This is a genomic window from Pseudomonas fluorescens (assembly GCF_902497995.1).
GTDB classification, from domain to species: domain Bacteria; phylum Pseudomonadota; class Gammaproteobacteria; order Pseudomonadales; family Pseudomonadaceae; genus Aquipseudomonas; species Aquipseudomonas fluorescens_BK.
The window spans coordinates 79,267-103,072 of the sequence record NZ_CABVII010000014.1 but is presented as its reverse complement, the minus strand read 5'-3'; the positions used below and the strand labels follow the sequence as shown (position 1 = coordinate 103,072).

Sequence of the window (23,806 nt, the reverse complement as noted above, 5' to 3'; positions counted from 1 at the left end):
GAGAAGGAACAAGTGGCCAGCGTAGCCGCTGCTCAGTCGCTGGGCAATCCAAGGCTGTGCAGATGGGTCGTCAACCGTTGCTGAAGTTGATTGAGGTGCGGCAGGTTCAACTGATGCCGGGAGGCAACGTTGCAGGCATGACCCAACAGGTAGCTGATTTCGGTCCGGCGACGGTGGCTGACGTCCTGGTACATCGACGAATAATTGGCGGCGGTGGCGTGGATCACCCGTTCGACTTCCGATTGCAGGTCTTCGGCGGCTGCCGGTTGTCCGCAACGCTCGAGCAGTTCCGTCAGCTCGCCGCAAAGGGTGGCGACTTCGCAATGATGTCCCTGTAGACCGCCGTTGCGACAATCGTGCAGCACGGTCAACGGATTGATCGCACAATTGAGCGCCAGTTTTCGCCACAGCCTGGTCAGAATGTCGGTGCTCCATTCATGGGGAATACCAGCGGCGTGCAGATCATCCAGCCAGATCGGCGCCACCGGATGACCGGCGTCCCCCAGCCAGGTGTAGCCGTGTCCGGCGAATACCACACGCCAGTCGCCATCGCGAAAGGCCCCTTCGGTGCTTGAAGCGCAAATGCAACGCGCTTGTGGCACCTGTGCCGCGACGGCATCCTGACTGCCAAGACCATTCTGCAACAGAATCAGCTCTGCGCCAGGGGCCAGGCGCGGTGCCACTCGGGCCACGGCTTGCTCGGCGTCGTAGGCTTTGCAGGCCACCAGCAGTCGATTGATCGGCTCACCGCTGTCGGGCGTCTCGGCGGGTACGCGATAGCGTTGTGCTTCACCGTGTTCGACCAGCGTCAACCCGCCTGCCGCGTCATAGTCCTGCAGGCGCGCGGCGTCGCGCACAATCAGCCGGACCGGCACCTCGGCTCGCGCCAGACGTGTAGCCCATAAGGTGCCAAGGCTGCCGGCGCCCAGGACATGCCAGGTGGTGGACATCAGCTTTTTGCTCTGTTTGAGGCGCGCATGGGAGGCTCGCAGTGAATGATGGGAAAGACCCGTTATAATCAGCGCGGATTTTAACCGCAAGCCAGGCGTGCTCCATCGTGATCAAGCGCGCCCTTTTATTGGAGAGATTACATGCCGTCGTTCGACGTGGTATCCGAACTGGACAAACACGAAGTCACCAACGCGGTCGAAAACGCCGTCAAGGAACTCGATCGTCGTTATGACCTGAAAGGCAAAGGCAGCTTCGAGTTCAAGGAAAAGGACCTGACCGTCAACCTGACCGCCGAGGCCGATTTCCAGCTTGAAGCGATGATTGAGATCCTCAAGCTGGCCCTGGTCAAGCGCAAAATCGACGTGCAGTGCCTGGAAGTCAAGGACGCCTATGCTTCAGGCAAATTGATGAAGCAGGAAGCGGTCCTCAAGGAAGGCATCGACAAGGAGCTGGCGAAGAAGATTGTCGCCCACGTCAAGGACGCCAAGCTCAAGGTCCAGGCCGCGATTCAGGGCGAGCAGGTGCGCATCACCGGCAAGAAGCGTGACGACCTGCAGGAAGCCATCGCCGCCCTGCGTGCCAAGACCTTCGACATGCCGCTGCAGTTCAACAACTTCCGCGACTGACCCTTGGGGAGGGAACCTCTCGGCGTTTTCGGCGTCCGAGGCCCAAGCAACGGCAGAAAAGATCGAGCCCGGAAGGGTCGCATCTTTTCTGCCGCTCATTTTTTTGCGTGCCGGGTAGCCGGGAATCAGGAGAAACAAGATGGATTTGAATGCTGAAGTGGACAATCTGGTCAAGGCATCCCAAGCCTGGATCCCGATGATCATGGAGTATGGCAGTCGTGTACTGCTGGCGATCATCACCCTGGCCATCGGCTGGTGGCTGATCAACAAAGTGACGCAAAAGCTTGGCGGGCTGCTGGCCCTGCGCAACGCCGACCTGGCGCTGCAAGGCTTCATCAGCAGCCTGGCGAACATTATTCTCAAGGTGTTGCTGATCGTCAGCGTGGCCTCGATGATCGGCGTGGAAACTACTTCGTTCGTTGCCGCCATCGGTGCGGCCGGTCTGGCCATCGGTCTGGCCTTGCAGGGCAGCCTGGCGAACTTCGCCGGCGGCGTGCTGATTCTGTTGTTCCGCCCGTTCCGCATTGGTGACTGGATCGAAGCCCAGGGTGTCGCCGGTACCGTTGACAGTATCCAGATTTTCCATACCGTACTGCGCACCGGCGATAACAAAACCATCATCGTCCCTAACGGCAATTTGTCGAACGGCATCATCACCAACACTAACCGTCAGCCGACCCGCAAGGTGGTGTTTGATGTGGGTGTGGATTACGAAGCGGACTTGCAGAAAGCCCGCGAAGTACTGCTGGAACTGGCGAAGGACCCGCGGGTATTGGCTGATCCGGCACCGCAGGCCGTCATTTCCACCCTCGGCGACAGTTCGATTACTGTTTCCCTGCGAGTGTGGGTGAAGACCGCGGACTACTGGGATGTGATGTTCATGTTCAACGAACAATCCCGCGATCGTCTGAAAACGGCCGGCATCGATATTCCCTTTCCGCAGCGGGTCATTCGAGTAGTTCAGGACTCCGCAACAGCGTAAATGAACGGTTCAGTTCATGTTTGATCTTTTGGTCAGGGGTGTTCACAACAACCCGATTCGTTAAGCGCAATGCAGTAGCAACAAAAAAGGCCCATCCGAAGATGGGCCTTTTTTTATTGCCGCAAACTAACTGCTTTCGATTACAAGACCGACAGCGGGTAGTCAACGATCAGGCGGAACTCTTTCACGTCGCCTTCACCTTCGTCGGCGTTAGCGAAGTGCCATGCTTGACGAATGCGGAAGGAAAGATCTTTTGCCGGGCCAGTCTGAACAACGTACTTGGCTTCGAAGTTGGTTTCGTTGTGCTTGCCATCCGCACCGTACAGGCCGGCGTAAGCGCCATCTACTGGAGCGTTGGTACCGTCAATGTCCCAACCTTTCACGTAACGGGTCATGAAGCTCAGACCTGGAACGCCGTACTCAGCCATTTTCAGGTCGTAACGGACCTGGGCAGACTTCTCGTTAGGGGCGTTGAAGTCAGAGTACTGGATGGAGTTGGCGAGGAAGATCGAGTCGCCGCCGCGGTTGTTCTTGCCCACGCCGATGTAGTCGAACGGAGTGTCGCCGTTGACTTTCTGGAAGCCGACGGTGATGGTGTGCGCTTTCAGGAACGAGAAAGCGGCTGCCAGGGAGAACGTGGTGTTGCTGATATCACCCGCTTTGGCGTCGCCGGTATCAGTAGTGCGGTAAATGTTACCGTCCAGGTTAACCGACTGATCGCCACCCATCGGGATGGTGTAGTTCAGGTTGGCGTAGTACTGGTTCCAGATGTCTTCCAGCTTGGCGCCATACAGCGATGCGCTCAGGCTGTCGGTGATGCCGTACTTGCCACCGAAATAGTCGATCTTGTTGGCTTCTTCGCCGGCGTAGGTTGCCCACAGACCGCCCTCATGGGAGTTTCGGTCCTGGCTGGTCGACGAGTAGAAGTGACCGGCTTCGAGGTCAAGGTCTTTGACTTCGCTGCTCTGCAGTTGGAAACCGGTGGCAGTTTGAGGAAGGATACGCGAACCGCCAACAGCAAACACTGGAGAAGTGCTTGGCTGCATATCGCCGAATTTCAGCTCGGTTTTGGATATGCGGGCCTTGACGGCTGCGCCGGCTTTGCCTTGGCTATCGTTAACTTCGCCATCTGCGTCGCGGCTCATGTTGCCCGTGCCGCCCGTGCCGTCGCCACCGTCCAGTTTGATTGCCAGGTAACCGAACGCATCAACGCCGAAGCCTACGACACCTTGGGTGTAACCGGAGCTCAGGTTGCCCCAGAAACCTTGTGTCCAGTCTTTCTGGTCGTTGCCGCCGTCTTTGTTATCACGGTTGAAATAGTAGTTACGAAGCAGCAAGTCGAATTTTGCGTCTTCAACAAAACCTTTGGCTTCGGCCTGGTCGCCTACGAAAGGTGCGGCCGTTGCCAATTGAGTGCTGGCTGCTGCTGCAACTGCCAGTGCGATCATGCTCCACTTCATCACGCGCATCGTGATTTGCTCCTTTGGTTTTTAGAAGAGTACTGCCGTCCCACCTGTTTTATTATCTGGGCGGCTCTTTCTTTTTGTGTCGGCGCAAACTTATATCACGCCGACCATGTTGGCGATACTTGCGTACCTCACCTTTCAGCTTCTTTACGACCCTGTCGCAAATGGCTGGGTAGATGTCGCAAATTTCCAGTCCCGACGCAAGTGGAACGACAACTTGAGCGTCGTTTTTCCTGGCTTGAGTATCGGTAAAAAGAGTCCCTGGTGAAACGTTTGAATCTCCGTCGGGCAACCCTGCCACTGTTTTTATGTGCCTTGAAGGCTTCCGCTTCCAGCGGACGCTTTACAGGCGATGTGGGTGTGAATGCAACAAGCGTGCACAAATCAGAAATCCATCGCTGTTTTTTTTCGAAGACCTGCCAGTCGCGGTAAAAACCTCATGACAACGGGGGTTGAAGCTTGTTTTGTGGGGGCTTGACGGCATGCTTGGCATGGTGTTGCGTGACCTTGGCCGACTGAGTAACAACCAGAAACGTTACCGGTTCACCCCGCCAGTGAGTAAACGGCGGATGCCCGTCGCACTAAGCGTAGACGCACTGTGCGGTTTTGGTGCAAAAAATCTTGATCGCTGTGCTGATTTCACACAGCGCCGCCCTCTGGAGACTGTGAACACATCCTTGTAAATCAGTCATTTCGGTGTTTTTTTAGTTCGCGCTGGTTCTGTGTTGGTGCGTCTCAATGGAAAATGTCCCAAGTTGGCTCGCTTGTTCATGCTCTGGCTCGCTTTGACCGGGGTTCGGCGTGAAGCACGCGCCGATCGCGGGTATGCTGCCGTCCTGTCGCTTGGCGCGCCGTCTCACTGGACGGGCGCTAAGCTGAAAAAAATGAATGACCAGGCGGGAGTGCGCGCGATGTTCGCTTTAGATCCACGGCTTCAACAAGACACGCTACCGATCGGGGATTTCCCACTCTGCCGGTTGCTGTTGTCCAACGATTCGAACTATCCCTGGTTCATCCTGGTGCCACGCCGCGAGGATATCAGCGAGATATTTCAGTTGGATGTCGCAGATCAACAGCAGCTGTGGCAGGAGACGACTGTGCTGGCGGAAACGCTCAAGGACTCGTTCGACGCGGACAAATTGAACGTCGCGGCCCTGGGTAACGTCGTCAGTCAGTTGCACATGCATGTGATTGTGCGCAAGCGTGAGGATGCGGCGTGGCCAGCCGCGGTCTGGGGCAAGCACCAGGCGTTGCCTTACAGTGCAGAGCAGGTCGCGGCGATTCGTGAACGGCTGCGCCTGGTGTTAACCGATGATTTCACGTTTTTTCTGGAGGGCTGAATCATGAGCCTGGAAGCACGCGTTACCGATCTGGAGAGCCAAATGGCGTTTCAGGATGACACCATCCAGGCATTGAATGATGTGCTGGCGGCACAGCAGCGGGTGGTTGAGCGCCTGCAATTGCAAATGGCGGCATTGCTCAAGCGCCAGGAGGAAATGGTCGGCCAGTTCGAATCCTTCGAAGAAGAGGCGCCGCCGCCGCACTATTGAACCGGCGAGGCTCAATGGGCGCGCAATAAAAAACCGCGAACAGCCAGGCTGTTCGCGGTTTTTTTCAGCCTTGAATCAGCGTCGCGGCAACGCGGCGATCACATCTTCGGCTTGCAGGCCCTTGTCACGATTCATGACGGAGAACTCAACGCGCTGGCCTTCGACCAGGACACGATGGCCTTCGCCCCGAATAGCCCGGAAATGCACGAAGATATCATCGCCGGAATCACGGGAAATAAAGCCGAAGCCTTTGGAAGTGTTGAACCACTTGACGGTGCCCGTATCGCGGTTGCTCATGTCATAGCTTGGCGACGCGGCGGCCGGTGACGATTTGTAGAAGCTGATGGCCAGGTGCAGGAAAACGGCAATCAGGGCAGCGATCAGGCTGAACAGAACGGCAGGTTGACCGGCGATGACAGGCATCTTCGCGATCAGCGTCAGCGTTTGCAAGACAACGGCCAGAACCAGCAGGACGCTGACCAGGTTTTGCAATTGATGACGCGCACCTTTGTTCCAGTAGGGAATGACAGGTGCGAGGGTGAGGTTGAGCAGGCCGAAAAAGGCCAGGTACAGCGCATCGGGTTGTTGCAGGTAAGGAACAGCTTCGGGTTGCAGGCTAGGGATGAAGGACAGCAGCAGGGCTGCTGCGCCCATTAGCAGGTGGACGATTTTCAACATTTTGATTAACTCACTTTAAGACGGATCACAAGGAAGAGCTGACGGAGCACGGTTCGCTTCAGAACAATAAGAGGCGTTGGACACGTACCCGCTACCAGCCTATGCGCAGCACCCGGAAAAATAGATGCCGACGACACACTGCCTATTTAACAGCAAAGCCGCAGGCTACTCAAATCAAGGAGTCCAGCGGTTCGCCGGGGACGATTTGTCGCCGGTCGCCGGGGCATCCAGGGCTGCGGTGCGGCGACAGGCTTGTTAGAGTGGTGCTGCACATGTCGGATGAATTTCATCACCTTTAGGGGAAACACATGGCAATCGATAGCGGCACCAGCTTGTGTGGGAAAACGTTCTGACCAGAACGGTCTCCATGATCTGTCTTCAGCTGTTGGCTTATCCTACATTGATGGTCATAAAGTCATCTGGAGATAACTTTGCGTCTGCGTTTTTATAAGAATCGCAACAGGGCTCTTATAAAAAACCAGGCATGGCAAAGGAGTGTCAACGGTATGGTTAATGAAGGCAGGCAAAGCGAGGCAAGGGGTGGTCTACCCAAGGATATAAGGATCGATCCATTTGTCAGCGAATTCGATATGGGGCTGGCCCAGCCATTATCCCGGTCAGTGCGTTTGAATGGTTTTGCGACCTGTTTGCGGCTCGAACAGGTTTATTGGGATATTTTGGGCGACATGGCCAGGATCAATCGTTGCTCGATCAGTGCGCTGCTGTCTCACGTGGACCGTGAAGTGCATCTGCGGCACGGCGGGGTGAAGAATTTCAGCGCACTGGTACGGGTTGTTTGTGTGGTGCACAGCCAGAAGGAAGGAAATTGCCCGGCTACGGCCTAGCGGTGGCGGTGGAATGCGTCGAGTGTCGATCTGTGCAGTCTTACGGCTGCACAGGCTGCATTTAATGGATATAATCCCGCTCTTTGCCGCAAAACCCAGCGTGTGCGGTAGCAATCTGATCGCCGAGACAATCCCCATGCCGATGTACGACTATCAATGTGCTTCCTGTGGTCATCAGTTGGAAGCCATTCAAAAGATCAGCGCAGCACCGCTGGTCGACTGCCCTGCCTGCCAGGCGCCGGAGCTCAGGAAGATGCTGTCCATGCCGGGCTTCCGCCTCAGCGGCACCGGCTGGTACGAAACCGATTTCAAGACCGGTTCGAAGAAGAACCTGGCCGGCGGCGACAAGGCTGACTAGGGTCTGGAACCTGAATTGAACGACACGTGCGAGCTCTTGCATCGTCTGGCGCCTTTCACAAGGGCAGGATATGAGCAAGGTCTCCAACCGAATTTCGAATTACGAGAAGCGAACCACTACCATGATGCGCAGCCATTATTGCGGCCAACTGAACGAAAGCCTGGAAGGCCAGGAAATTACCCTTTGCGGCTGGGTTCACCGTCGCCGTGACCACGGTGGGGTGATTTTCCTCGATATCCGTGATCGTGATGGTCTGGCCCAGGTGGTGTTCGACCCGGACCGCGCTGAAACCTTCGCCGTCGCCGACCGCGTGCGCAGCGAGTACGTGGTCAAGGTCACCGGCAAGGTGCGCCTGCGTCCGGCCGGTGCCACCAACGCCAACATGGCCTCGGGCATGATCGAAGTGCTGGGTTACGAACTGGAAGTGCTGAACGAAGCGGAAACCCCACCGTTCCCGCTCAACGAGTTCTCCGACGTCGGCGAAGAAACCCGCCTGCGCTATCGTTTCCTCGACCTGCGTCGCCCGGAAATGCTCGAGAAGCTGCGTCTGCGTTCGCGCATGACCACCAGTATCCGTCGCTTCCTGGACGAGAACGGCTTCCTCGACGTCGAGACGCCGATCCTGACCCGTGCCACCCCGGAAGGCGCTCGTGACTACCTGGTGCCGAGCCGTACCCACGCCGGTTCCTTCTTCGCCTTGCCGCAATCGCCACAGCTGTTCAAGCAACTGCTGATGGTCGCCGGCTTCGACCGCTACTACCAGATCGCCAAGTGCTTCCGTGACGAAGACCTGCGGGCTGACCGCCAGCCGGAATTCACCCAGATCGACATCGAGACCAGCTTCCTCGATGAAAAAGAGATCATGGGCATCACCGAGCAAATGATCCGCAACCTGTTCAAGGAAGTGCTGGATCTGGAGTTCGGTGAATTCCCGCACATGACCTTCGAAGAAGCCATGCGCCGTTACGGTTCCGACAAGCCAGACCTGCGTAACCCGCTGGAACTGGTTGACGTTGCCGACCAGCTTAAAGAAGTCGACTTCAAGGTGTTCAGCGGCCCGGCCAACGACCCGAAATGCCGTATTGCCGCCCTGCGCGTTCCAGGCGCCGCGAGCATGCCGCGCAAGCAGATCGACGACTACACCAAGTTCGTCGGCATCTACGGTGCCAAGGGCCTGGCGTACATCAAGGTCAACGAGCGCGCGAAGGGCGTCGAAGGCCTGCAGTCGCCTATCGTCAAGAACATCCCTGAAGCCAACCTCAATGTGATCCTCGATCGCGTTGGCGCGGTTGACGGCGACATCGTGTTCTTCGGTGCGGACAAAGCCAAGATCGTCAGCGAAGCCCTGGGCGCGCTGCGGATCAAGGTCGGCAACGACCTGGACCTGCTGACCTGCAAGTGGGCGCCGATGTGGGTCGTCGACTTCCCGATGTTCGAAGAGAACGACGACGGCAGCTTCTCCGCCTTGCACCACCCGTTCACCGCGCCGAAGTGCACCCCGGAAGAACTGGAAGCCAACCCGGCGACCGCGCTGTCCCGTGCCTACGACATGGTGCTGAACGGCACCGAACTGGGTGGCGGTTCGATCCGTATCCACCGCAAGGAAATGCAACAGTCGGTGTTCCGTCTGCTGGGTATCAGCGAAGCGGAACAGGAAGAGAAATTCGGCTTCCTGCTCGACGCCCTGAAATACGGCGCGCCGCCGCACGGTGGCCTGGCCTTCGGTCTGGACCGTCTGGTGATGCTGATGACCGGCGCCCAATCGATCCGCGAAGTGATCGCCTTCCCGAAAACCCAGAGCGCGGCGTGCGTCATGACTCAGGCACCGGGTGTGGTCGATGCCAAGGCATTGCGCGAACTGCACATTCGTCTGCGCGAAACGCCTAAGGCTGAGTAAGGCTGACCTTGTGGGCGCATCTACGGGTGCGCCCTTTCTTTATAGGCAGGTCGAGATTTTTGTTTGCCGGCTGGCGCGTCATGGCGTGGCGGGCAATGTTTCAAAGAGAATTCGGAGCGAGATATGGCGGGTCATTCCAAGTGGGCGAACATCAAGCACCGCAAAGAACGTCAGGATGCCAAGAAGGGCAAGATTTTCACCAAGTGGATTCGTGAGCTGACTGTCGCTGCCCGTCAGGGTGGTGGTGATCCGGGCTCCAACCCGCGTTTGCGTCTGGCCCTGGACAAGGCTCTCGGTGCAAACATGAGCCGCGACATCATCGATCGCGCGGTGGCCCGTGGTGCCGGTGCTGCCGACACCGACGACATGGTCGAGCTGACCTACGAAGGCTATGGCCCGGGCGGCGTGGCGGTGATGGTCGAGTGCATGACCGACAACCGTAACCGCACCGCAGCCGCTGTTCGCCACGCGTTCAGCAAGTGCGGCGGCAACCTCGGGACCGACGGTTCGGTGGCTTATCTGTTCGAGCGCAAGGGGCAGATCTCCTTCGCGCCGGGCGTCGATGAAGACGCGCTGATGGAAGCGGCCATGGAAGCCGATGCCGATGACGTTGTCGCCCACGCAGACGGGTCCATCGACGTGTTCACCTCGTTCGCCGGTTTCTACTCGGTGCGTAACGCCCTGGAAGCCGCCGGTTTCAAAGGTGATGACGCGGAAATCGTCATGCTGCCGACCACCAGTGCCGAGCTGGACCTGGAAGGCGCCGAGAAGGTGCTCAAGCTGATCGACATGCTCGAAGACCTGGATGATGTGCAGAACGTCTATTCCAATGCCGACATTCCAGAGTCAGTGGCCGCACAGCTCGGATAAGGGCAACTATTATTCAATGTGGGAGCGGGCTTGCTCGCGAATGCGGATTTTCAGGCAACATTGTTGCTGAATGTGGAACCGTATTCGCGAGCAAGCCCGCTCCCACATTTGTTATTCGTGTATTGAATACCGTGTTTTTTCTGAACCCGCAGGCGTTATGACTTTAATTCTTGGTATCGACCCCGGTTCGCGCATCACCGGGTATGGCGTGGTATGCGATACCGGGCGCGGCTGCGTGTACGTGGCGTCGGGCTGCATCCGCACCGGTTCCGGCGAGTTGCACGAGCGCCTGCAAATCGTTTATCGCAGCGTGCGTGAAGTCATCCAGACCTACGGCCCGGTGACCATGGGCATCGAAAAGGTGTTCATGGCGCGCAACGCCGACTCGGCGTTGAAACTCGGCCAGGCTCGCGGTGCAGCCATTGTTGCCGGCGCCGAAGAAAACCTGGAAATCGCCGAATACACCGCCACCCAGGTCAAGCAGGCCGTGACCGGCACCGGCGCGGCCAATAAAGAGCAGGTGCAGATGATGGTCATGCACATGCTGAAATTGACCAGCAAGCCGCAAATCGATGCCTCGGACGCCCTGGCCATTGCCATTTGCCATGCTCACACCCGTTCCAGCCTGTTACCTCATGGCTTGGGCTCCGCGCGCAGTCGTGGCGGGCGCCTGCGTCTCTGATAGCATCAGCAATCATTTTTTATGGAGTGAGGGGTTTTGCGCCTGGGTCGTCGGCGCAAACCCCTTGTTCTGTCAGTCGCCAGCACCGATCTGGCCAACGCTCAAGGATCTGAAACGTGATTGGACGCTTGCGCGGCACCCTGGCTGAGAAACAGCCGCCGCACCTGATTCTGGATGTAAATGGTCTGGGCTATGAGCTGGAAGTGCCCATGACCACGCTGTATCGCTTGCCGTCGGTCGGTGAACCGCTGACCTTGCACACCCATTTAGTCGTACGCGAAGACGCGCAGTTACTCTATGGCTTCTTCGGCAAGCGTGAGCGAGACTTTTTTCGCGAGTTGATCCGTCTCAATGGTGTAGGCCCGAAACTGGCCCTGGCCTTGATGTCGAGTCTGGAAGTCGATGAGCTGGTGCGTTGCGTGCAGTCCCAGGACACCTCGGCCCTGACCAAGGTGCCGGGCGTGGGCAAGAAGACGGCCGAGCGTTTGCTGGTGGAACTCAAGGACCGCTTCAAGGCCTGGGAAACGGTACCGGCGATGTTCGCCCTGGTGCCAAACCAGCCGGGCGGGCCAGATGTGGCTCCGGTCGCCACCGCCGAAAATGACGCGGTCAGCGCGCTGATTTCCCTGGGCTACAAGCCGCAGGAAGCCAGCAAGGCGATTTCCGCGATCAAGGAGAAAGGTTTGAGCAGTGAAGACATGATTCGTCGTGCCCTGAAGGGAATGATTTAAGTGATTGAAGCTGATCGTCTGATCGCCGCCACGGGTGCTCCCCGTGACCGCGAGGAAGTCCAGGACCGGGCGATTCGCCCCGTCAGCCTGGCCGAATACATTGGCCAGCCGACCGTTCGCGAGCAAATGGAGTTGTTCATCCAGGCTGCCCGTGGACGTAACGAGTCCCTGGATCACACATTGATCTTCGGCCCGCCAGGTCTGGGCAAGACCACCCTTGCCAATATCATCGCCCAGGAAATGGGCGTATCGATCAAAAGCACCTCGGGCCCGGTCCTTGAGCGCCCGGGTGACCTGGCTGCGCTGCTGACCAACCTTGAGCCTCACGATGTGCTGTTCATCGACGAGATCCATCGGCTCTCGCCGATCGTCGAAGAAGTGCTGTATCCGGCGATGGAGGATTTCCAGCTCGACATCATGATCGGCGAAGGGCCGGCTGCGCGTTCGATCAAACTGGATCTGCCGCCGTTCACCCTGGTCGGTGCGACGACGCGGGCCGGGATGCTGACCAATCCGCTGCGTGACCGTTTCGGTATTGTCCAGCGTCTCGAGTTCTACAACACGGCCGACCTGGCAACGATTGTCAGCCGCTCGGCGACCATTCTCGGCTTGCCGCTGGACCCGGAAGGCGCATTCGAAATCGCCCGTCGTGCCCGAGGCACCCCGCGCATCGCCAACCGCCTGCTGCGCCGGGTGCGGGACTTTGCCGAAGTACGCGCCAAGGGCCACATCACCAAACCGATCGCCGACCTGGCCTTGAACCTGCTGGATGTCGATGAGCGTGGCTTCGATCACCAGGACCGACGCCTGCTGTTGACCCTGATCGAGAAGTTCGACGGTGGCCCGGTCGGGGTCGATAGCCTCGCCGCGGCCATCAGCGAAGAGCGCCACACCATTGAAGACGTGCTGGAGCCGTACCTGATCCAGCAGGGCTACATCATGCGCACACCGCGGGGGCGGGTGGTGACGCGGCATGCGTATCTGCATTTCGGTTTAAACATTCCGTCACGATTGGGCGAGATGCCCGTGGTAGACGAGTTCCTCGATGCCGTGGACGATTAATTAACTTTTGCGCGTTGAATTTTCGGGCATTGTGCTGTCCTAGGACCGTACTTTCGCGAGAAAGCCGCAGAACAATGAAAAACAGTTGCCTGGCCGGATTGGCAACCTGAGGAGTAAGCACTAGAGTATGCGCGCGCAAAACGGGCTTGAGCCTTTCGCATTTCGTTGTCGCGTTTATTACGAGGACACCGATGCGGGCGGCATCGTGTATTACGTCAATTACCTCAAGTTTATGGAACGGGCTCGAACCGAGCGGCTCCGGGAGCTGGGCTTTGCCCAGTCGGCGCTGGCAGGTGAGGACCTGTTGTTTGTCGTGCATTCCAGCGAAGCGCGTTACCACGCGCCGGCGCGACTGGACGACGAACTGCTGGTAAACGCCGAGGTAATCGAATTGAACCGTGCCAGCCTGCGCTTCAAGCAGCAGGTCAGGCGGGCTACGGATAATGTGCTGCTCTGCGAAGGGCAGTTTCTGGTGGCCTGTGTGCGCACTGACAGTTTAAAACCCCGGGCCATTCCCGAAGCTCTACGTACGGCCTTTGCCGACGTGAGCGGCGCGGGTACACACTCAAAGCAGGAGATAAAGCGTGGAAGCTAACGTCGTCGACCATTCCTCCATGTGGAGCCTGGTCAGCAATGCCAGTATCGTGGTGCAACTGGTAATGCTGATCCTGGTAGCCGCATCGGTGACCTCATGGATCATGATCTTTCAGCGCAGCAACTTGTTGCGCGCCGGTCGACGTGCCCTGGAGAGCTTCGAGGAGCGTTTCTGGTCGGGCATCGATTTGTCCAAGCTCTACCGCCAGGCGGGCAGCAACCCTGACCCGGATTCGGGCGTCGAGCAGATCTTTCGTGCCGGTTTCAAGGAGTTCTCCCGTCTGCGTCAGCAGTCTGGCGTCGATCCGGAAGCGGTCATGGAAGGCGTGGCCCGTGCCATGCGCGTCGCCATTTCCCGTGAAGAAGAAAAACTCGAGCAGAGCCTGCCGTTCCTCGCCACCGTCGGCTCCGTCAGCCCGTACATCGGTCTGTTCGGTACGGTCTGGGGCATCATGAACTCCTTCCGTGGCCTGGCGACTGCCCAGCAAGCGACCCTGGCCACTGTGGCTCCAGGCATTGCCGAAGCACTGATCGCCACTGCGATCGGCCTGTTTGCCGCGATCCCGGCCGTCATCGCTTACAACCGTTTTGCTGCCCGCAGCGAGACCCTGCTGGGCCGTTACTACACCTTCGCCGATGAATTCCAGGCGATCCTGCACCGCAAAGTGCACACCAGCGAAGAATAAGCAGGTAATTTCCAATGGCTTTAATCGCTCGAGCTCGCAAAAAGCGCAAGCCGGTCGCCGAGATGAACGTAGTGCCTTACATCGACGTGATGCTGGTACTGCTGGTCATCTTCATGGTGACCGCGCCGATGCTCAATCAGGGCGTGAAAGTTGATCTGCCCAAGGTTTCCAGCGAAGCCTTGCCGCAGGACAACAACACCCAGGTCCTGACCATTTCGATCAAGGCTGACAAGACCTATTACTGGAACCTTGGCAGCGAAGTCGACACCGAAAAGCAGCAGGACAAGGCCATGACCTTGCCGCAGATGACCAGCGCGGTGACCAAGATCATTCGCGCCGGTACCGAAGGCGGCAAGCGCACCCAGGTGTTCATTCGCGGCGACAAGACCGTCGATTACGGTGCCGTCATGGGTGCCATGGGCGGGTTGCAGAAAGCCGGGGTCGGTAATGTTGGCTTGATTACCGAGGCACCCTGATGCAGCAATTGCGAGAGCCGTCCGCCTCCGAAAGCTATTTCTGGCCTAGTGTCTGGGCGCTTGTCTTGCACGTGCTGGTTTTTGGCATGCTGTTCGTCAGTTTTGCCTTCACACCGGAACTGCCGCCGGCCAAGCCGATTGTCCAGGCGACCCTGTACCAACTGAAATCGAAAAGTCAGGCGACCACCCAGACCAATCAGAAGATTGCGGGTGAGGCGAAGAAATCCGCCGCGCGCCAGACCGAAGTCGAACAGATGGAACAGAAAAAGATCGAACAGGAAGCGATCAAGGCCGCGGAACAAAAGAAGGAAGATGCGGCTCAAAAAGCCGAAGAATCCAAGAAGGCCGACGAGACGAAGAAAGCGGAAGAGGCAAAAAAGGCTGATGAAGCCGAGAAAGCCGATGAAGCCAAGAAGGCCGATGAAGCGAAGAAGACCGCCGAAGCCAAGAAGGCCGATGAAGCGAAGAAGACCGCCGAAGCCAAAAAGGCCGAAGAGAAACAATTGGCTGATATAGCCAAGAAGAAATCTGAAGAACAAGCCAAGAAAGCGGCTGAAGAAGAGGCCAAGAAAGCGGCCGCTGAAGAAGCGAAGAAAGCGGCTGCTGAAGAAGCCAAGAAAGCGGCTGCTGAAGAAGCCAAGAAAAAGATCGTCGAAGACGCGAAGAAGAAAGCCGCGGAAGACGCCAAGAAAAAGTCTGAAGCTGAAGAGGCGAAGAAGAAAGTCGCCGAAGACGCGAAGAAGAAAGCTGCTGCCGATGCTGCGAAGAAGAAGTCGCAGGAAGCGGCACGTAAATCTGCCGAAGACAAAAAGGCTCAGGCCCTGGCAGATTTGCTTTCCGACACGCCGCAGCGTCAGCAGGCCTTGGCGGATGAGCTGGGTGACGAAGTCGCCGGCAGTTTCGATGATCTGATTCGTGCTCGCGCAGCAGAAGGCTGGGCTCGTCCACCTTCGGCACGCAAAGGCATGACGGTCGTGCTGCAAATCGGCATGTTGCCGGACGGTACATTGGCGTCGGTCAGTGTCGCCAGGTCCAGTGGCGATGGTCCGTTTGACGCTTCGGCAGTAGCAGCGGTCAAGAATATTGGACGTTTGACAGAAATGCAGGGAATGAAGCCAAGCGATTTCGCTCCCTATCGTTCATTCAAGATGACATTCACACCTGAGGATCTAGCCTTGTGAGAAACCTTCTTCGAGGAATGCTTGTCGTTATCTGCTGCCTGGCAGGTATGGCGACAGCAGATGAAAAAAACATTCTGGTTACCAGCGGCAGTGATCGGGCCACTCCGATCGCCGTCGTTCCATTCGGCAACCAGGGCGGCAGCGTGCTGCCGGACGACATGGCCGAAATCATCGGTAACGACCTGCGCAACTCGGGTTACTACTCGCCGATTCCGAAGCAGAACATGATCAGCCAGCCGAGCCAGGCCAGCGAAATCATCTTCCGTGACTTCAAGGCACTGGGCGCCCAGTACGTCATGGTCGGCAGCGTTGCTCCCGCGGGCGGTCGCCTGCAGGTTCAATACGCACTGTTCAACGTCGCCACCGAGCAGCAAGTGCTGACCGGCAGCGTCTCGGGCAGCGTCGATCAACTGCGCGACATGTCGCACTACATCGCGGACCAGTCGTTCGAAAAACTCACCGGTATCAAAGGTGCGTTCTCGACGCGTCTGCTGTACGTGACCGCCGAGCGCTTCTCCGAGAAGAACACGCGGTACACGCTGCAGCGTTCGGACTATGACGGTGCACGCGCCGTGACTCTGCTGCAATCGCGCGAGCCGATCCTGTCGCCGCGTTTTGCACCGGATGGCAAGCGCATTGCGTATGTGTCGTTCGAGCAGAAGCGTCCGCGCATTTTCATGCAGAACATCGACACCGGTCGCCGTGAGCAGATCACCAACTTCGAAGGCCTGAACGGTGCGCCAGCCTGGTCGCCGGATGGTCAGCGCCTGGCGTTCGTACTGTCGAAAGACGGCAACCCGGACATTTATGTCATGAACCTGGGGTCGCGCCAGATCAGTCGCGTCACCAACGGTCAAGGCATCAACACCGAACCGTTCTGGGGCAAGGATGGTTCGACCATCTACTTCACCTCCGACCGTGGCGGCAAGCCACAGATCTACAAAACCAGCGCCGGTGGCGGTGGTGCGGAGCGTGTGACCTTCATCGGTAACTACAATGCCAACCCTAAGCTATCGGCTGATGAAAAGACCCTGGTCATGATCCATCGCCAGGAAGGCTTCACCAATTTCAAGGTAGCGGCCCAGGATTTGCAACGCGGTAGTGTAAAAATCCTCACTGATAGCACTCTGGACGAGTCGCCTACTGTCGCGCCCAACGGCACCATGGTAATCTACGCCACCCGCCAGCAGGGCCGGGGAGTCTTGATGCTCGTGTCCATTAATGGACGCGTGAGGCTCCCGCTTCCTACCGCACAAGGCGAAGTCAGAGAACCGTCCTGGTCCCCTTACCTGAACTGACGCGGCGCTACACGTTGTACTTAACACATTGGGGTTCATTAGGAGTTTCACGATGGAAATGCTGAAGTTTGGTAAGTTTGCTGCTCTCGCTCTGGCTCTGTCCGTAGCAGTTGGTTGCTCGTCCAAAGGCGGCGACAATGCCGGTGAAGGTGCAGTGGCTGTCGATCCAAACGCTGGTTATGGCGCCAACACCGGTGCCGTTGATGGTTCCCTGAGCGAAGAAGCTGCTCTGCGCGCCATCACCACTTTCTACTTCGAATACGACAGTTCGGACCTGAAGCCAGAAGCCATGCGCGCTCTGGACGTTCACGCCAAAGACCTGAAAGCAAACGGCGCTCGCGTTGTTCTGGAAGGCAACACCGACGAACGTGGTACTCGTGAGTACAACATGGCACTGGGCGAGCGTCGTGCGAAAGCCGTTCAGCGTTACCTGGTACTGCAAGGTGTTTCCCCAGCTCAGCTGGAACTGGTTTCCTACGGCGAAGAGCGTCCAGTTGCTACCGGCAACGACGAGCAGTCCTGGGCTCAAAACCGTCGCGTCGAACTGCGTAAGTAATTCGTCATGCGAACGTGCCGTCGTGCTGTAACTGTATTGGCTCTCAGCCTCGCACCATTTGCGGTGTGGGCTGCGGTTCCTGTGGTCGAGGACAACTCCGGCTATAACAATAGCGGGAGCAGTTATCCGCCTGCGGGTTACGGTACGAACGGCGCCTATGCCGGGGGAGGGGTTTCGGCCCCTGTCTCGGCACAGGGCGAGCTGTTCAACCAACTGCAATCGATGCAGGAGCAGATCTCGCGCCAACAGGGCGTCATCGAAGTTCTGCAAAATGATGTAGCGCGCATGAAGCAAGAGAGCCTGGAGCGATATCAGGATCTTGATCGGCGCATAGGATCCGGCGTTGCACCAGCCGCGACTCCTGATAATTCTTCCCCCGGTGGCGATTTGAACGCCCCCGGTGCAGCAGCGGGTGCAGGAGCAGGGGCTGCAGCCGCTCAAGCACCCGCCGCGGGTAGCGAACCGGCTGATCCGGCGAAGGAAAAACTGTACTACGATGCAGCCTTCGACCTGATCAAGGCCAAGGATTTCGACAAGGCCAGCCAGGCTTTTGCCGCATTCCTGCGCAAGTACCCGAACAGCCAGTACGCGGGTAACGCCCAATACTGGTTGGGCGAAGTGAACCTGGCCAAAGGTGATCTGCAAGGCGCAGGCCAGGCATTTGCCAGGGTTTCGCAGTTGTATCCAAAGCACAACAAAGTGCCTGATTCGCTGTACAAGCTCGCTGATGTAGAACGTCGCCTGGGTCATCCCGACAAGGTCAAAGGCATTCTGCAACAGGTGGTGTCCCAATATCCGGGCACTTCCGCCGCTCAGCTGGCCCAGCGCGATCTGCAGAAAATGTAAGGCTGCTGACCTGTTTCGAAGAAACCCGCGCTTGTCGCGGGTTTTTTCGTTAGAATTCACGCCCTTTTTATGAAACACGCTTTTTGGGATCTGCGCGTTGGCGGGGTTCCTGGAAGTGCCTGACGGAGGCGGACAGCCTGTTTAGCTGTCATGCCCGTGGCGACTATGCAAGACACATTGAGAATCACCGAAGTTTTTTACTCGTTGCAGGGTGAAACGCGGACGGCCGGGCTGCCCACTGTTTTTGTGCGGCTGACCGGTTGCCCATTGCGTTGCCAATACTGCGACAGCGCCTACGCGTTCAGTGGCGGCACCGTTCGCACCCTCGACGACATCCTCGAGCAAGTGGCCGGTTTTCGTCCGCGTTATGTGTGTGTCACCGGTGGCGAACCGTTGGCCCAACCCAATGCCATCCCATTGCTCAAGCAGTTGTGTGACGCCGGTTACGAAGTGTCACTGGAAACCAGTGGTGCCCTCGACATCTCGGCGGTAGATTCTCGGGTCAGTCGCGTCGTCGACCTGAAAACCCCGGGCTCGAAAGAAGCACACCGCAACCGCTACGAAAACATCGAGCTGCTGACGCCCAACGATCAGGTGAAGTTTGTCATCTGCTCGCGGGAAGACTATGACTGGGCCGTGTCCAAGCTGATCCAGTACGGTCTTGACCGGCGTGCCGGCGAAGTCCTGTTCTCGCCCAGTCATCATGACCTGAATGCTCGGGACCTGGCGGACTGGGTGGTGGCGGACAACCTGCCAGTGCGCCTGCAATTGCAGTTGCATAAATATCTTTGGAATGACGAGCCGGGGCGCTGAAATGACTGAACATCTTAATACTGCTGAAAAACGTGCGGTCATCCTGCTGTCCGGCGGCCTGGACTCGGCGACGGTCGTGGCCATGGCCCGTGCCGAAGGCTACAGCTGCTACACCATGAGCTTCGACTATGGTCAGCGGTCTCACGCCGAATTGCATGCCGCCGAACGTGTCGCTCGCGACCTGGGTGTGGTCGAACACAAGGTGATCGGCCTGAACCTGAATGGTATCGGCGGTTCGGCGCTGACCGATAGCAGCATCGATGTGCCGGAAGTGGCGGGCGAGGGCATCCCGGTAACGTACGTGCCGGCGCGCAACACGGTGTTTCTGTCCCTTGCACTGGGTTGGGCTGAAGTGCTCGGCGCGCGTGACATCTTTATTGGTGTGAACGCCGTGGATTACTCCGGCTACCCGGACTGCCGTCCCGAGTTCATCGAGTCCTTCGAGCGCATGGCCAACCTGGCGACCAAGGCCGGTGTGGAAGGGAACGGTTTCCGTATCCAGGCGCCCCTGCAGAACCTGAGCAAGGCACAGATCGTCCAGGCCGGCGTGAAGCTAGGCGTCGATTACGGCCTGACCGTTTCCTGCTATCAGGCCGACGATAACGGCCGTGCATGCGGCAAATGCGACAGCTGCCGCCTGCGTGCAGAAGGCTTCGCGGCGGCCGGAATCAGCGACCCAACAGCTTATTTTTGATTTATTTCAAATTGGGTGTTGAATAGTCCTTAAAAATCAGTATTATACGCGCACCACACAGCGGGTCGTTAGCTCAGTTGGTAGAGCAGTTGGCTTTTAACCAATTGGTCGTAGGTTCGAATCCCACACGACCCACCATTTTTGTAGCAGTTTTAAAAGTCTGGAAGGCCCACGAAAGTGAGGATTTCCGGATTTTTTTTTGCCCGCGATTTGAGTTCGCCCAGTTCCGGGGCTGCAACCCGTGATGCAGGTCAGAATCATCTTTTGCATCCACCGGATATTCTGTAGCCTTGCGCAGCTTCAACGTTGTCCATGCCTGATGACACTCACTCTCCCGGCGGTACCCTGAAGGGTCCGGAGCCGGGTGTATACTCGACTTTCGCGCGAAAGCGCCTGCAGGTCTTGCGAACATGACGCAGATTTCCGAACGCCTTCTGGTACAAGCCCACCTCGACGCCAAGCAGCCCAAGCCGCTGACAGCCGAGGAAGAGGACTACTACCGCACCGCCATTGCTGCTGAGCTCAAGGCTCAGGATGCGGTGCTGGTTGCGCATTTCTATTGCGATCCGGTTATTCAGGCCCTGGCCGAAGAAACCGGTGGCTGTGTCTCCGACTCGCTGGAGATGGCCCGCTTCGGCAATGCTCATCCGGCCAAGACCGTGGTGGTCGCCGGTGTGAAGTTCATGGGCGAGACGGCCAAAATCCTCAATCCTGAAAAACGCGTGCTGATGCCGACCCTGGAAGCCACCTGCTCGCTGGACCTGGGTTGCCCGGTGGACGAGTTCTCGGCGTTCTGCGATCAGCACCCGGAACGCACGGTGGTGGTGTATGCCAACACCTCGGCGGCGGTCAAGGCGCGGGCGGACTGGGTGGTGACGTCCAGCTGCGCGCTGGAGATCGTCGAAAGCCTGATGGATAACGGCGAAACCATCATCTGGGGGCCGGACAAGCATTTGGGCACCTACATCCAGCGCCAGACCGGTGCGGATATGTTGCTATGGGACGGTGCCTGCATCGTTCACGAAGAGTTCAAGTCCAAGCAGCTCGAAGACATGAAGGCGCTGTACCCGGATGCCGCGATCCTGGTGCATCCGGAATCGCCGACGGCGGTGATCGAACTGGCGGATGCCGTCGGCTCCACCAGTCAGCTGATCGCGGCGGCGCAGCGCTTGCCGAACAAGACCCTCATCGTCGCCACCGACCGCGGCATCTTCTACAAGATGCAGCAGCTGTGTCCGGACAAGGTCTTCATCGAAGCGCCAACGGCCGGTAACGGCGCAGCGTGCCGCAGTTGCGCACATTGCCCGTGGATGGCGATGAATACCCTTGAGCGCACGCTGAAGAGCTTGAAGGAGGGAACGAATGAGATCTTTGTCGATCCGGCATTGATTCCCCAGGCGATTCGGCCGTTGAAGCGGATGCTGGACTTTACCCAGGCTGCGCGGATGAAGTTGGCCGGTAACGCCTGAAATCTATAAGACAGGTCGCAAAAAATGTGGGAGCGGGCTTGCTCGCGAAGGCGGAGTATCAGTCGACAATGATGTTGCCTGATACACCGCCTTCGCGAGCAAGCCCGCTCCCACAGTGATTTTCGGATGGCGGAATTACTTGGTCTTCTTTGGAATGCGCACCAGCTGGGTATTGGAGTACATGTCATGCCAGCTGCGCTTGCGCTTGTCGAACAGCGACCAGAAGAATCCCAGCCCAAGGCATAGCCAGGACGCGATCGACACCACAAAGCGCAACAGCGCCTGCCACAGGCTGATGGATGAGCCATCGGCGTTCTGCACGCGGATGCCCCACACCTGCATGCCCAGGGTCTGGCCGGACCAGGTCCAGAACTTGGCGAAGAAGCCGAACAGCACGAACAGCAGCACTGTCGAAAGCAACGGGTCACCGTCCAGTGCGCCGGCTTCGGTCAGGGCGCGCATTTTATCTTCGCCGATGATCGCCATCTGAATGATCTTGTAAGTGCCGCTGGTGACGATGAGCAGGGCGGTACACAGCAAGAAATCATAGAATATCGCTGCCAGGCGACGCCCCAGGCCTGCGGCGGGAAACTCGCCCTGGGGTTTCAGCAGGTGTTTCGACATGGCAGGGCTCTCGGCGGAAAAAAGAAGCCATTTTACGGATTTATGCGCACAAAAAAGCCCCTGATGTCACCATCAGAGGCTTTTTCGTTACAGAAGGTTAGGCTTCTGCCTGTACCTCGTCAGCCTGCATGCCTTTCTGGCCTTGCACAGCGACGAAAGTCACTTTCTGGCCTTCTTTCAGGCTCTTGAAGCCGTTGCCCTGGATGGCGCGGAAATGCACGAACAGATCCGGACCGCTTTCAGGAGTGATAAAACCAAAACCTTTCTCGTCGTTAAACCACTTGACGGTACCGCTCTGACGTTGGGACATTTCTTGTTTCCTTTGACGCAAAAAATTAATGACAGTCTCTTTCTCATGAAAGAGTACTGGGGCTGGTTGCAGGAGAGTAAGAAGACGTCGAACGGGATGTAGCTAACTTGTAGGCTACTGCCCAGGTCACGATTCCAAGCGACCCATGCAAACACAGTGAACAAACTCTACGCCAACTATGGGAGAAAAAACAAGCCCTGCGAAGGGCCCGGATTTGCTGGCGTGGCGCGCATACGCCGCAACTAGTACCGGCTTATGCGTTGCAAGTGTTCAGTTGTTTTCAATCGTTATAAGCAAGGTTCATAAACGAAGCTTGGAGTCGCCGGCAGGCACTGTTTTGTGGCGGTTGCGTTACACATTAGTGCACTGTTAACGCAACCGCGTTACTTATAGGAACAGTCAATCAGCCACGGTAGTAGCGTTGTGGAACAAATGGCATTTTGCTTACAAGCAAAGGCACCTTTTTCCCACGTACGATCGCCCAAACCGGGGTGTCGATGGCGATGTAAGCGCTGTCAAGGTAACCCATGGCCAGTGGGCCACCCAGGGTTGGACCAAAACCACCGCTGCACACGCTACCGATGATGTCACCGGCTTCGTTGACGATCTCTGCACCTTCACGCACCGGGGTGCGTTCATGGGGCAACAGACCGACGCGCTTACGGCTGACACCGGCTTGCTGTTGAGCGAGTACGCTTTCAGCGCCGGGGAAACCACCGGCCCGCGCGCCATCGGCACGCCGAGGTTTGGAGATCGCCCACAGCAGGCTCGCCTCGATCGGGGAAGTCTCGGTGTTCATGTCGTGGCCGTAGAGGCACAGGCCGGCTTCCAGGCGCAGGGAGTCGCGGGCGCCAAGGCCGATGGCCGCCACTTCGGGTTCGGCCAGCAGGGCGCGAGCCAGGGCTTCGGCGCTGGCGGCCGGGACGGAGATTTCGAACCCGTCTTCACCGGTGTAGCCCGAACGGCTGACAAAGCAGTCCGTGCCCAGCAGTTGCACGGGGGCAAACTGCATGAAGGTCATCTTCGCAACTTCCGGCGCCAGACGTGCGAGCACGGTGACGGCAGCCGGACCTTGCAGAGCGAGCAGGGCACGCTCTTCGAACAGAGGCTCGATCGTGCACTGGTCGCCGATGTGCTTTTGCAGATGCGCCAGGTCCTGATCCTTGCAGGCCGCGTTGACCACCAGGAACAGTTCGTCGTTACCCAGGTTGGCGACCATCAGGTCGTCGAGAATGCCCCCGGTCTCGTTGGTGAACATTGCGTAACGCTGCATGCCCACTGGCAGGTCGATGATGTCCACCGGTACCAGGGTTTCCAAAGCCTTGGCGGCATTGGCGCCGGTCAGTCGGATCTGGCCCATGTGCGAGACATCGAACAGCCCGGCCTGCTCACGGGTGTGCTGGTGTTCTTTCATCACGCCCAGCGGATATTGCACCGGCATGTCATAGCCGGCGAACGGCACCATGCGCGCGCCGAGTTCGATGTGCAGTGCGTGCAGCGGGGTTTTCAGCAATGGTTCGGTGGACATATTCAGCTCCTGAAAAAGTGTGCGGATGCGCGT

The 23,806-nt window shown here is 57.9% G+C and carries 27 protein-coding genes and 1 tRNA gene; 22 read left to right on the top strand and 6 right to left on the bottom strand.

Annotated elements, in window-relative coordinates; all coding sequences use genetic code 11:
• Nucleotides 1-32: 32 nt before the first annotated feature.
• Nucleotides 33-950, bottom strand: coding sequence for a putative 2-dehydropantoate 2-reductase (locus F8N80_RS17635; RefSeq protein WP_150784335.1), 918 nt, complete (start codon nucleotides 948-950; stop codon nucleotides 33-35).
• Nucleotides 951-1,091: 141 nt separating this feature from the next.
• Here F8N80_RS17635 and F8N80_RS17630 point away from each other — a divergent pair, with 141 nt between their 5' ends.
• Together F8N80_RS17630 and F8N80_RS17625 are read left to right on the top strand one after the other, a co-directional pair.
• Entirely contained in the window at nucleotides 1,092-1,577 is a 486-nt protein-coding gene (locus tag F8N80_RS17630) for a YajQ family cyclic di-GMP-binding protein (RefSeq protein ID WP_018926510.1), read from the top strand.
• A 139-nt stretch (nucleotides 1,578-1,716) separates the two neighbouring features.
• On the top strand, nucleotides 1,717-2,559 hold the full coding sequence (locus F8N80_RS17625; RefSeq protein ID WP_150745920.1) for a mechanosensitive ion channel family protein: 843 nt from the start codon (nucleotides 1,717-1,719) through the stop codon (nucleotides 2,557-2,559).
• Nucleotides 2,560-2,699: 140 nt separating this feature from the next.
• On the opposite strand, the gene F8N80_RS17620 is transcribed toward F8N80_RS17625, so the two are convergent.
• Entirely contained in the window at nucleotides 2,700-4,028 is a 1,329-nt protein-coding gene (locus F8N80_RS17620) for an OprD family porin (protein ID WP_150745921.1), read from the bottom strand.
• Nucleotides 4,029-4,936: 908 nt separating this feature from the next.
• On the opposite strand from F8N80_RS17620, the gene F8N80_RS17615 reads away from it, so the two are divergent.
• Nucleotides 4,937-5,365, top strand: a complete 429-nt coding sequence (locus tag F8N80_RS17615) for an HIT family protein (protein WP_150745972.1) — start codon at nucleotides 4,937-4,939, stop codon at nucleotides 5,363-5,365.
• Nucleotides 5,366-5,368: 3 nt separating this feature from the next.
• Nucleotides 5,369-5,575 (top strand): SlyX family protein, encoded by a 207-nt coding sequence (locus F8N80_RS17610; protein WP_150784334.1) that lies wholly within the window; start codon nucleotides 5,369-5,371, stop codon nucleotides 5,573-5,575.
• 75 nt (nucleotides 5,576-5,650) lie between these two features.
• Here the strand turns inward: F8N80_RS17610 and F8N80_RS32000 are convergent, their stop codons facing one another.
• Entirely contained in the window at nucleotides 5,651-6,253 is a 603-nt protein-coding gene (locus F8N80_RS32000; protein WP_150745923.1) for a cold-shock protein, read from the bottom strand.
• A 506-nt stretch (nucleotides 6,254-6,759) separates the two neighbouring features.
• Here F8N80_RS32000 and F8N80_RS17600 point away from each other — a divergent pair.
• The 18 genes from F8N80_RS17600 (at nucleotide 6,760) to nadA (ending at nucleotide 21,311) form a co-directional block, all read left to right on the top strand.
• Nucleotides 6,760-7,098, top strand: a complete 339-nt coding sequence (locus F8N80_RS17600; protein WP_150745973.1) for a ribbon-helix-helix domain-containing protein — start codon at nucleotides 6,760-6,762, stop codon at nucleotides 7,096-7,098.
• A gap of 136 nt (nucleotides 7,099-7,234) precedes the next feature.
• Entirely contained in the window at nucleotides 7,235-7,456 is a 222-nt protein-coding gene (locus F8N80_RS17595; protein ID WP_150745974.1) for an FmdB family zinc ribbon protein, read from the top strand.
• Nucleotides 7,457-7,577: 121 nt separating this feature from the next.
• Entirely contained in the window at nucleotides 7,578-9,353 is a 1,776-nt protein-coding gene (gene aspS / locus F8N80_RS17590) for an aspartate--tRNA ligase (protein ID WP_150784333.1), read from the top strand.
• Between the two features lie 123 nt (nucleotides 9,354-9,476).
• The gene (locus tag F8N80_RS17585; RefSeq protein ID WP_150745925.1) at nucleotides 9,477-10,223 is read left to right on the top strand and encodes a YebC/PmpR family DNA-binding transcriptional regulator; all 747 of its coding nucleotides are present in this window, start codon (nucleotides 9,477-9,479) and stop codon (nucleotides 10,221-10,223) included.
• 157 nt (nucleotides 10,224-10,380) lie between these two features.
• On the top strand, nucleotides 10,381-10,905 hold the full coding sequence (gene ruvC, locus F8N80_RS17580; protein ID WP_150745926.1) for a crossover junction endodeoxyribonuclease RuvC: 525 nt from the start codon (nucleotides 10,381-10,383) through the stop codon (nucleotides 10,903-10,905).
• Between the two features lie 116 nt (nucleotides 10,906-11,021).
• Nucleotides 11,022-11,636 (top strand): Holliday junction branch migration protein RuvA, encoded by a 615-nt coding sequence (gene ruvA / locus F8N80_RS17575; RefSeq protein ID WP_077748709.1) that lies wholly within the window; start codon nucleotides 11,022-11,024, stop codon nucleotides 11,634-11,636.
• Nucleotides 11,637-12,698 (top strand): Holliday junction branch migration DNA helicase RuvB, encoded by a 1,062-nt coding sequence (ruvB, locus tag F8N80_RS17570; protein ID WP_150745927.1) that lies wholly within the window; start codon nucleotides 11,637-11,639, stop codon nucleotides 12,696-12,698. It abuts the gene before it with no gap.
• Between the two features lie 127 nt (nucleotides 12,699-12,825).
• Nucleotides 12,826-13,293 (top strand): tol-pal system-associated acyl-CoA thioesterase, encoded by a 468-nt coding sequence (ybgC, locus tag F8N80_RS17565; RefSeq protein WP_150745928.1) that lies wholly within the window; start codon nucleotides 12,826-12,828, stop codon nucleotides 13,291-13,293.
• Nucleotides 13,283-13,978 carry a protein TolQ gene (gene tolQ, locus F8N80_RS17560; RefSeq protein ID WP_007897030.1) on the top strand — a complete coding sequence of 232 codons (696 nt, stop codon included), beginning with the start codon at nucleotides 13,283-13,285 and terminating at the stop codon, nucleotides 13,976-13,978. Before ybgC ends, tolQ begins: the two co-directional genes overlap by 11 nt.
• 23 nt (nucleotides 13,979-14,001) lie before the next feature.
• The gene (tolR, locus tag F8N80_RS17555) at nucleotides 14,002-14,454 is read left to right on the top strand and encodes a protein TolR (protein WP_191632943.1); all 453 of its coding nucleotides are present in this window, start codon (nucleotides 14,002-14,004) and stop codon (nucleotides 14,452-14,454) included.
• A complete protein-coding gene (gene tolA / locus F8N80_RS17550; RefSeq protein ID WP_150784332.1) occupies nucleotides 14,454-15,635 on the top strand; it encodes a cell envelope integrity protein TolA in 1,182 nt (393 codons plus the stop codon). Before tolR ends, tolA begins: the two co-directional genes overlap by 1 nt.
• Nucleotides 15,636-15,682: 47 nt before the next feature.
• Nucleotides 15,683-16,933, top strand: a complete 1,251-nt coding sequence (tolB, locus tag F8N80_RS17545; protein ID WP_412071178.1) for a Tol-Pal system beta propeller repeat protein TolB — start codon at nucleotides 15,683-15,685, stop codon at nucleotides 16,931-16,933.
• Between the two features lie 52 nt (nucleotides 16,934-16,985).
• Nucleotides 16,986-17,489, top strand: a complete 504-nt coding sequence (gene pal / locus F8N80_RS17540) for a peptidoglycan-associated lipoprotein Pal (protein WP_064679382.1) — start codon at nucleotides 16,986-16,988, stop codon at nucleotides 17,487-17,489.
• A gap of 6 nt (nucleotides 17,490-17,495) precedes the next feature.
• Nucleotides 17,496-18,335 carry a tol-pal system protein YbgF gene (ybgF, locus tag F8N80_RS17535; protein WP_150745932.1) on the top strand — a complete coding sequence of 280 codons (840 nt, stop codon included), beginning with the start codon at nucleotides 17,496-17,498 and terminating at the stop codon, nucleotides 18,333-18,335.
• Nucleotides 18,336-18,500: 165 nt separating this feature from the next.
• Nucleotides 18,501-19,148 carry a 7-carboxy-7-deazaguanine synthase QueE gene (gene queE, locus F8N80_RS17530; RefSeq protein WP_128872282.1) on the top strand — a complete coding sequence of 216 codons (648 nt, stop codon included), beginning with the start codon at nucleotides 18,501-18,503 and terminating at the stop codon, nucleotides 19,146-19,148.
• A 1-nt stretch (nucleotide 19,149) separates the two neighbouring features.
• A complete protein-coding gene (gene queC, locus F8N80_RS17525) occupies nucleotides 19,150-19,842 on the top strand; it encodes a 7-cyano-7-deazaguanine synthase QueC (RefSeq protein ID WP_150745933.1) in 693 nt (230 codons plus the stop codon).
• A 62-nt stretch (nucleotides 19,843-19,904) separates the two neighbouring features.
• Nucleotides 19,905-19,980, top strand: a tRNA-Lys gene (locus tag F8N80_RS17520).
• Nucleotides 19,981-20,252: 272 nt separating this feature from the next.
• Complete coding sequence (gene nadA, locus F8N80_RS17515) at nucleotides 20,253-21,311, top strand: quinolinate synthase NadA (protein WP_150745934.1); 1,059 nt, start codon at nucleotides 20,253-20,255, stop codon at nucleotides 21,309-21,311.
• A 135-nt stretch (nucleotides 21,312-21,446) separates the two neighbouring features.
• On the opposite strand, the gene F8N80_RS17505 is transcribed toward nadA, so the two are convergent.
• From F8N80_RS17505 to gcvT, 3 genes are all read right to left on the bottom strand, one after another.
• The gene (locus F8N80_RS17505; protein ID WP_150784331.1) at nucleotides 21,447-21,935 is read right to left on the bottom strand and encodes an RDD family protein; all 489 of its coding nucleotides are present in this window, start codon (nucleotides 21,933-21,935) and stop codon (nucleotides 21,447-21,449) included.
• 97 nt (nucleotides 21,936-22,032) lie between these two features.
• Nucleotides 22,033-22,245: a cold-shock protein gene (locus tag F8N80_RS17500; RefSeq protein WP_003175786.1), complete on the bottom strand. Its 213-nt coding sequence runs from the start codon at nucleotides 22,243-22,245 to the stop codon at nucleotides 22,033-22,035.
• A 403-nt stretch (nucleotides 22,246-22,648) separates the two neighbouring features.
• Nucleotides 22,649-23,773 (bottom strand): glycine cleavage system aminomethyltransferase GcvT, encoded by a 1,125-nt coding sequence (gcvT, locus tag F8N80_RS17495; protein ID WP_150784330.1) that lies wholly within the window; start codon nucleotides 23,771-23,773, stop codon nucleotides 22,649-22,651.
• Between the last annotated feature and the right edge of the window lie 33 nt (nucleotides 23,774-23,806).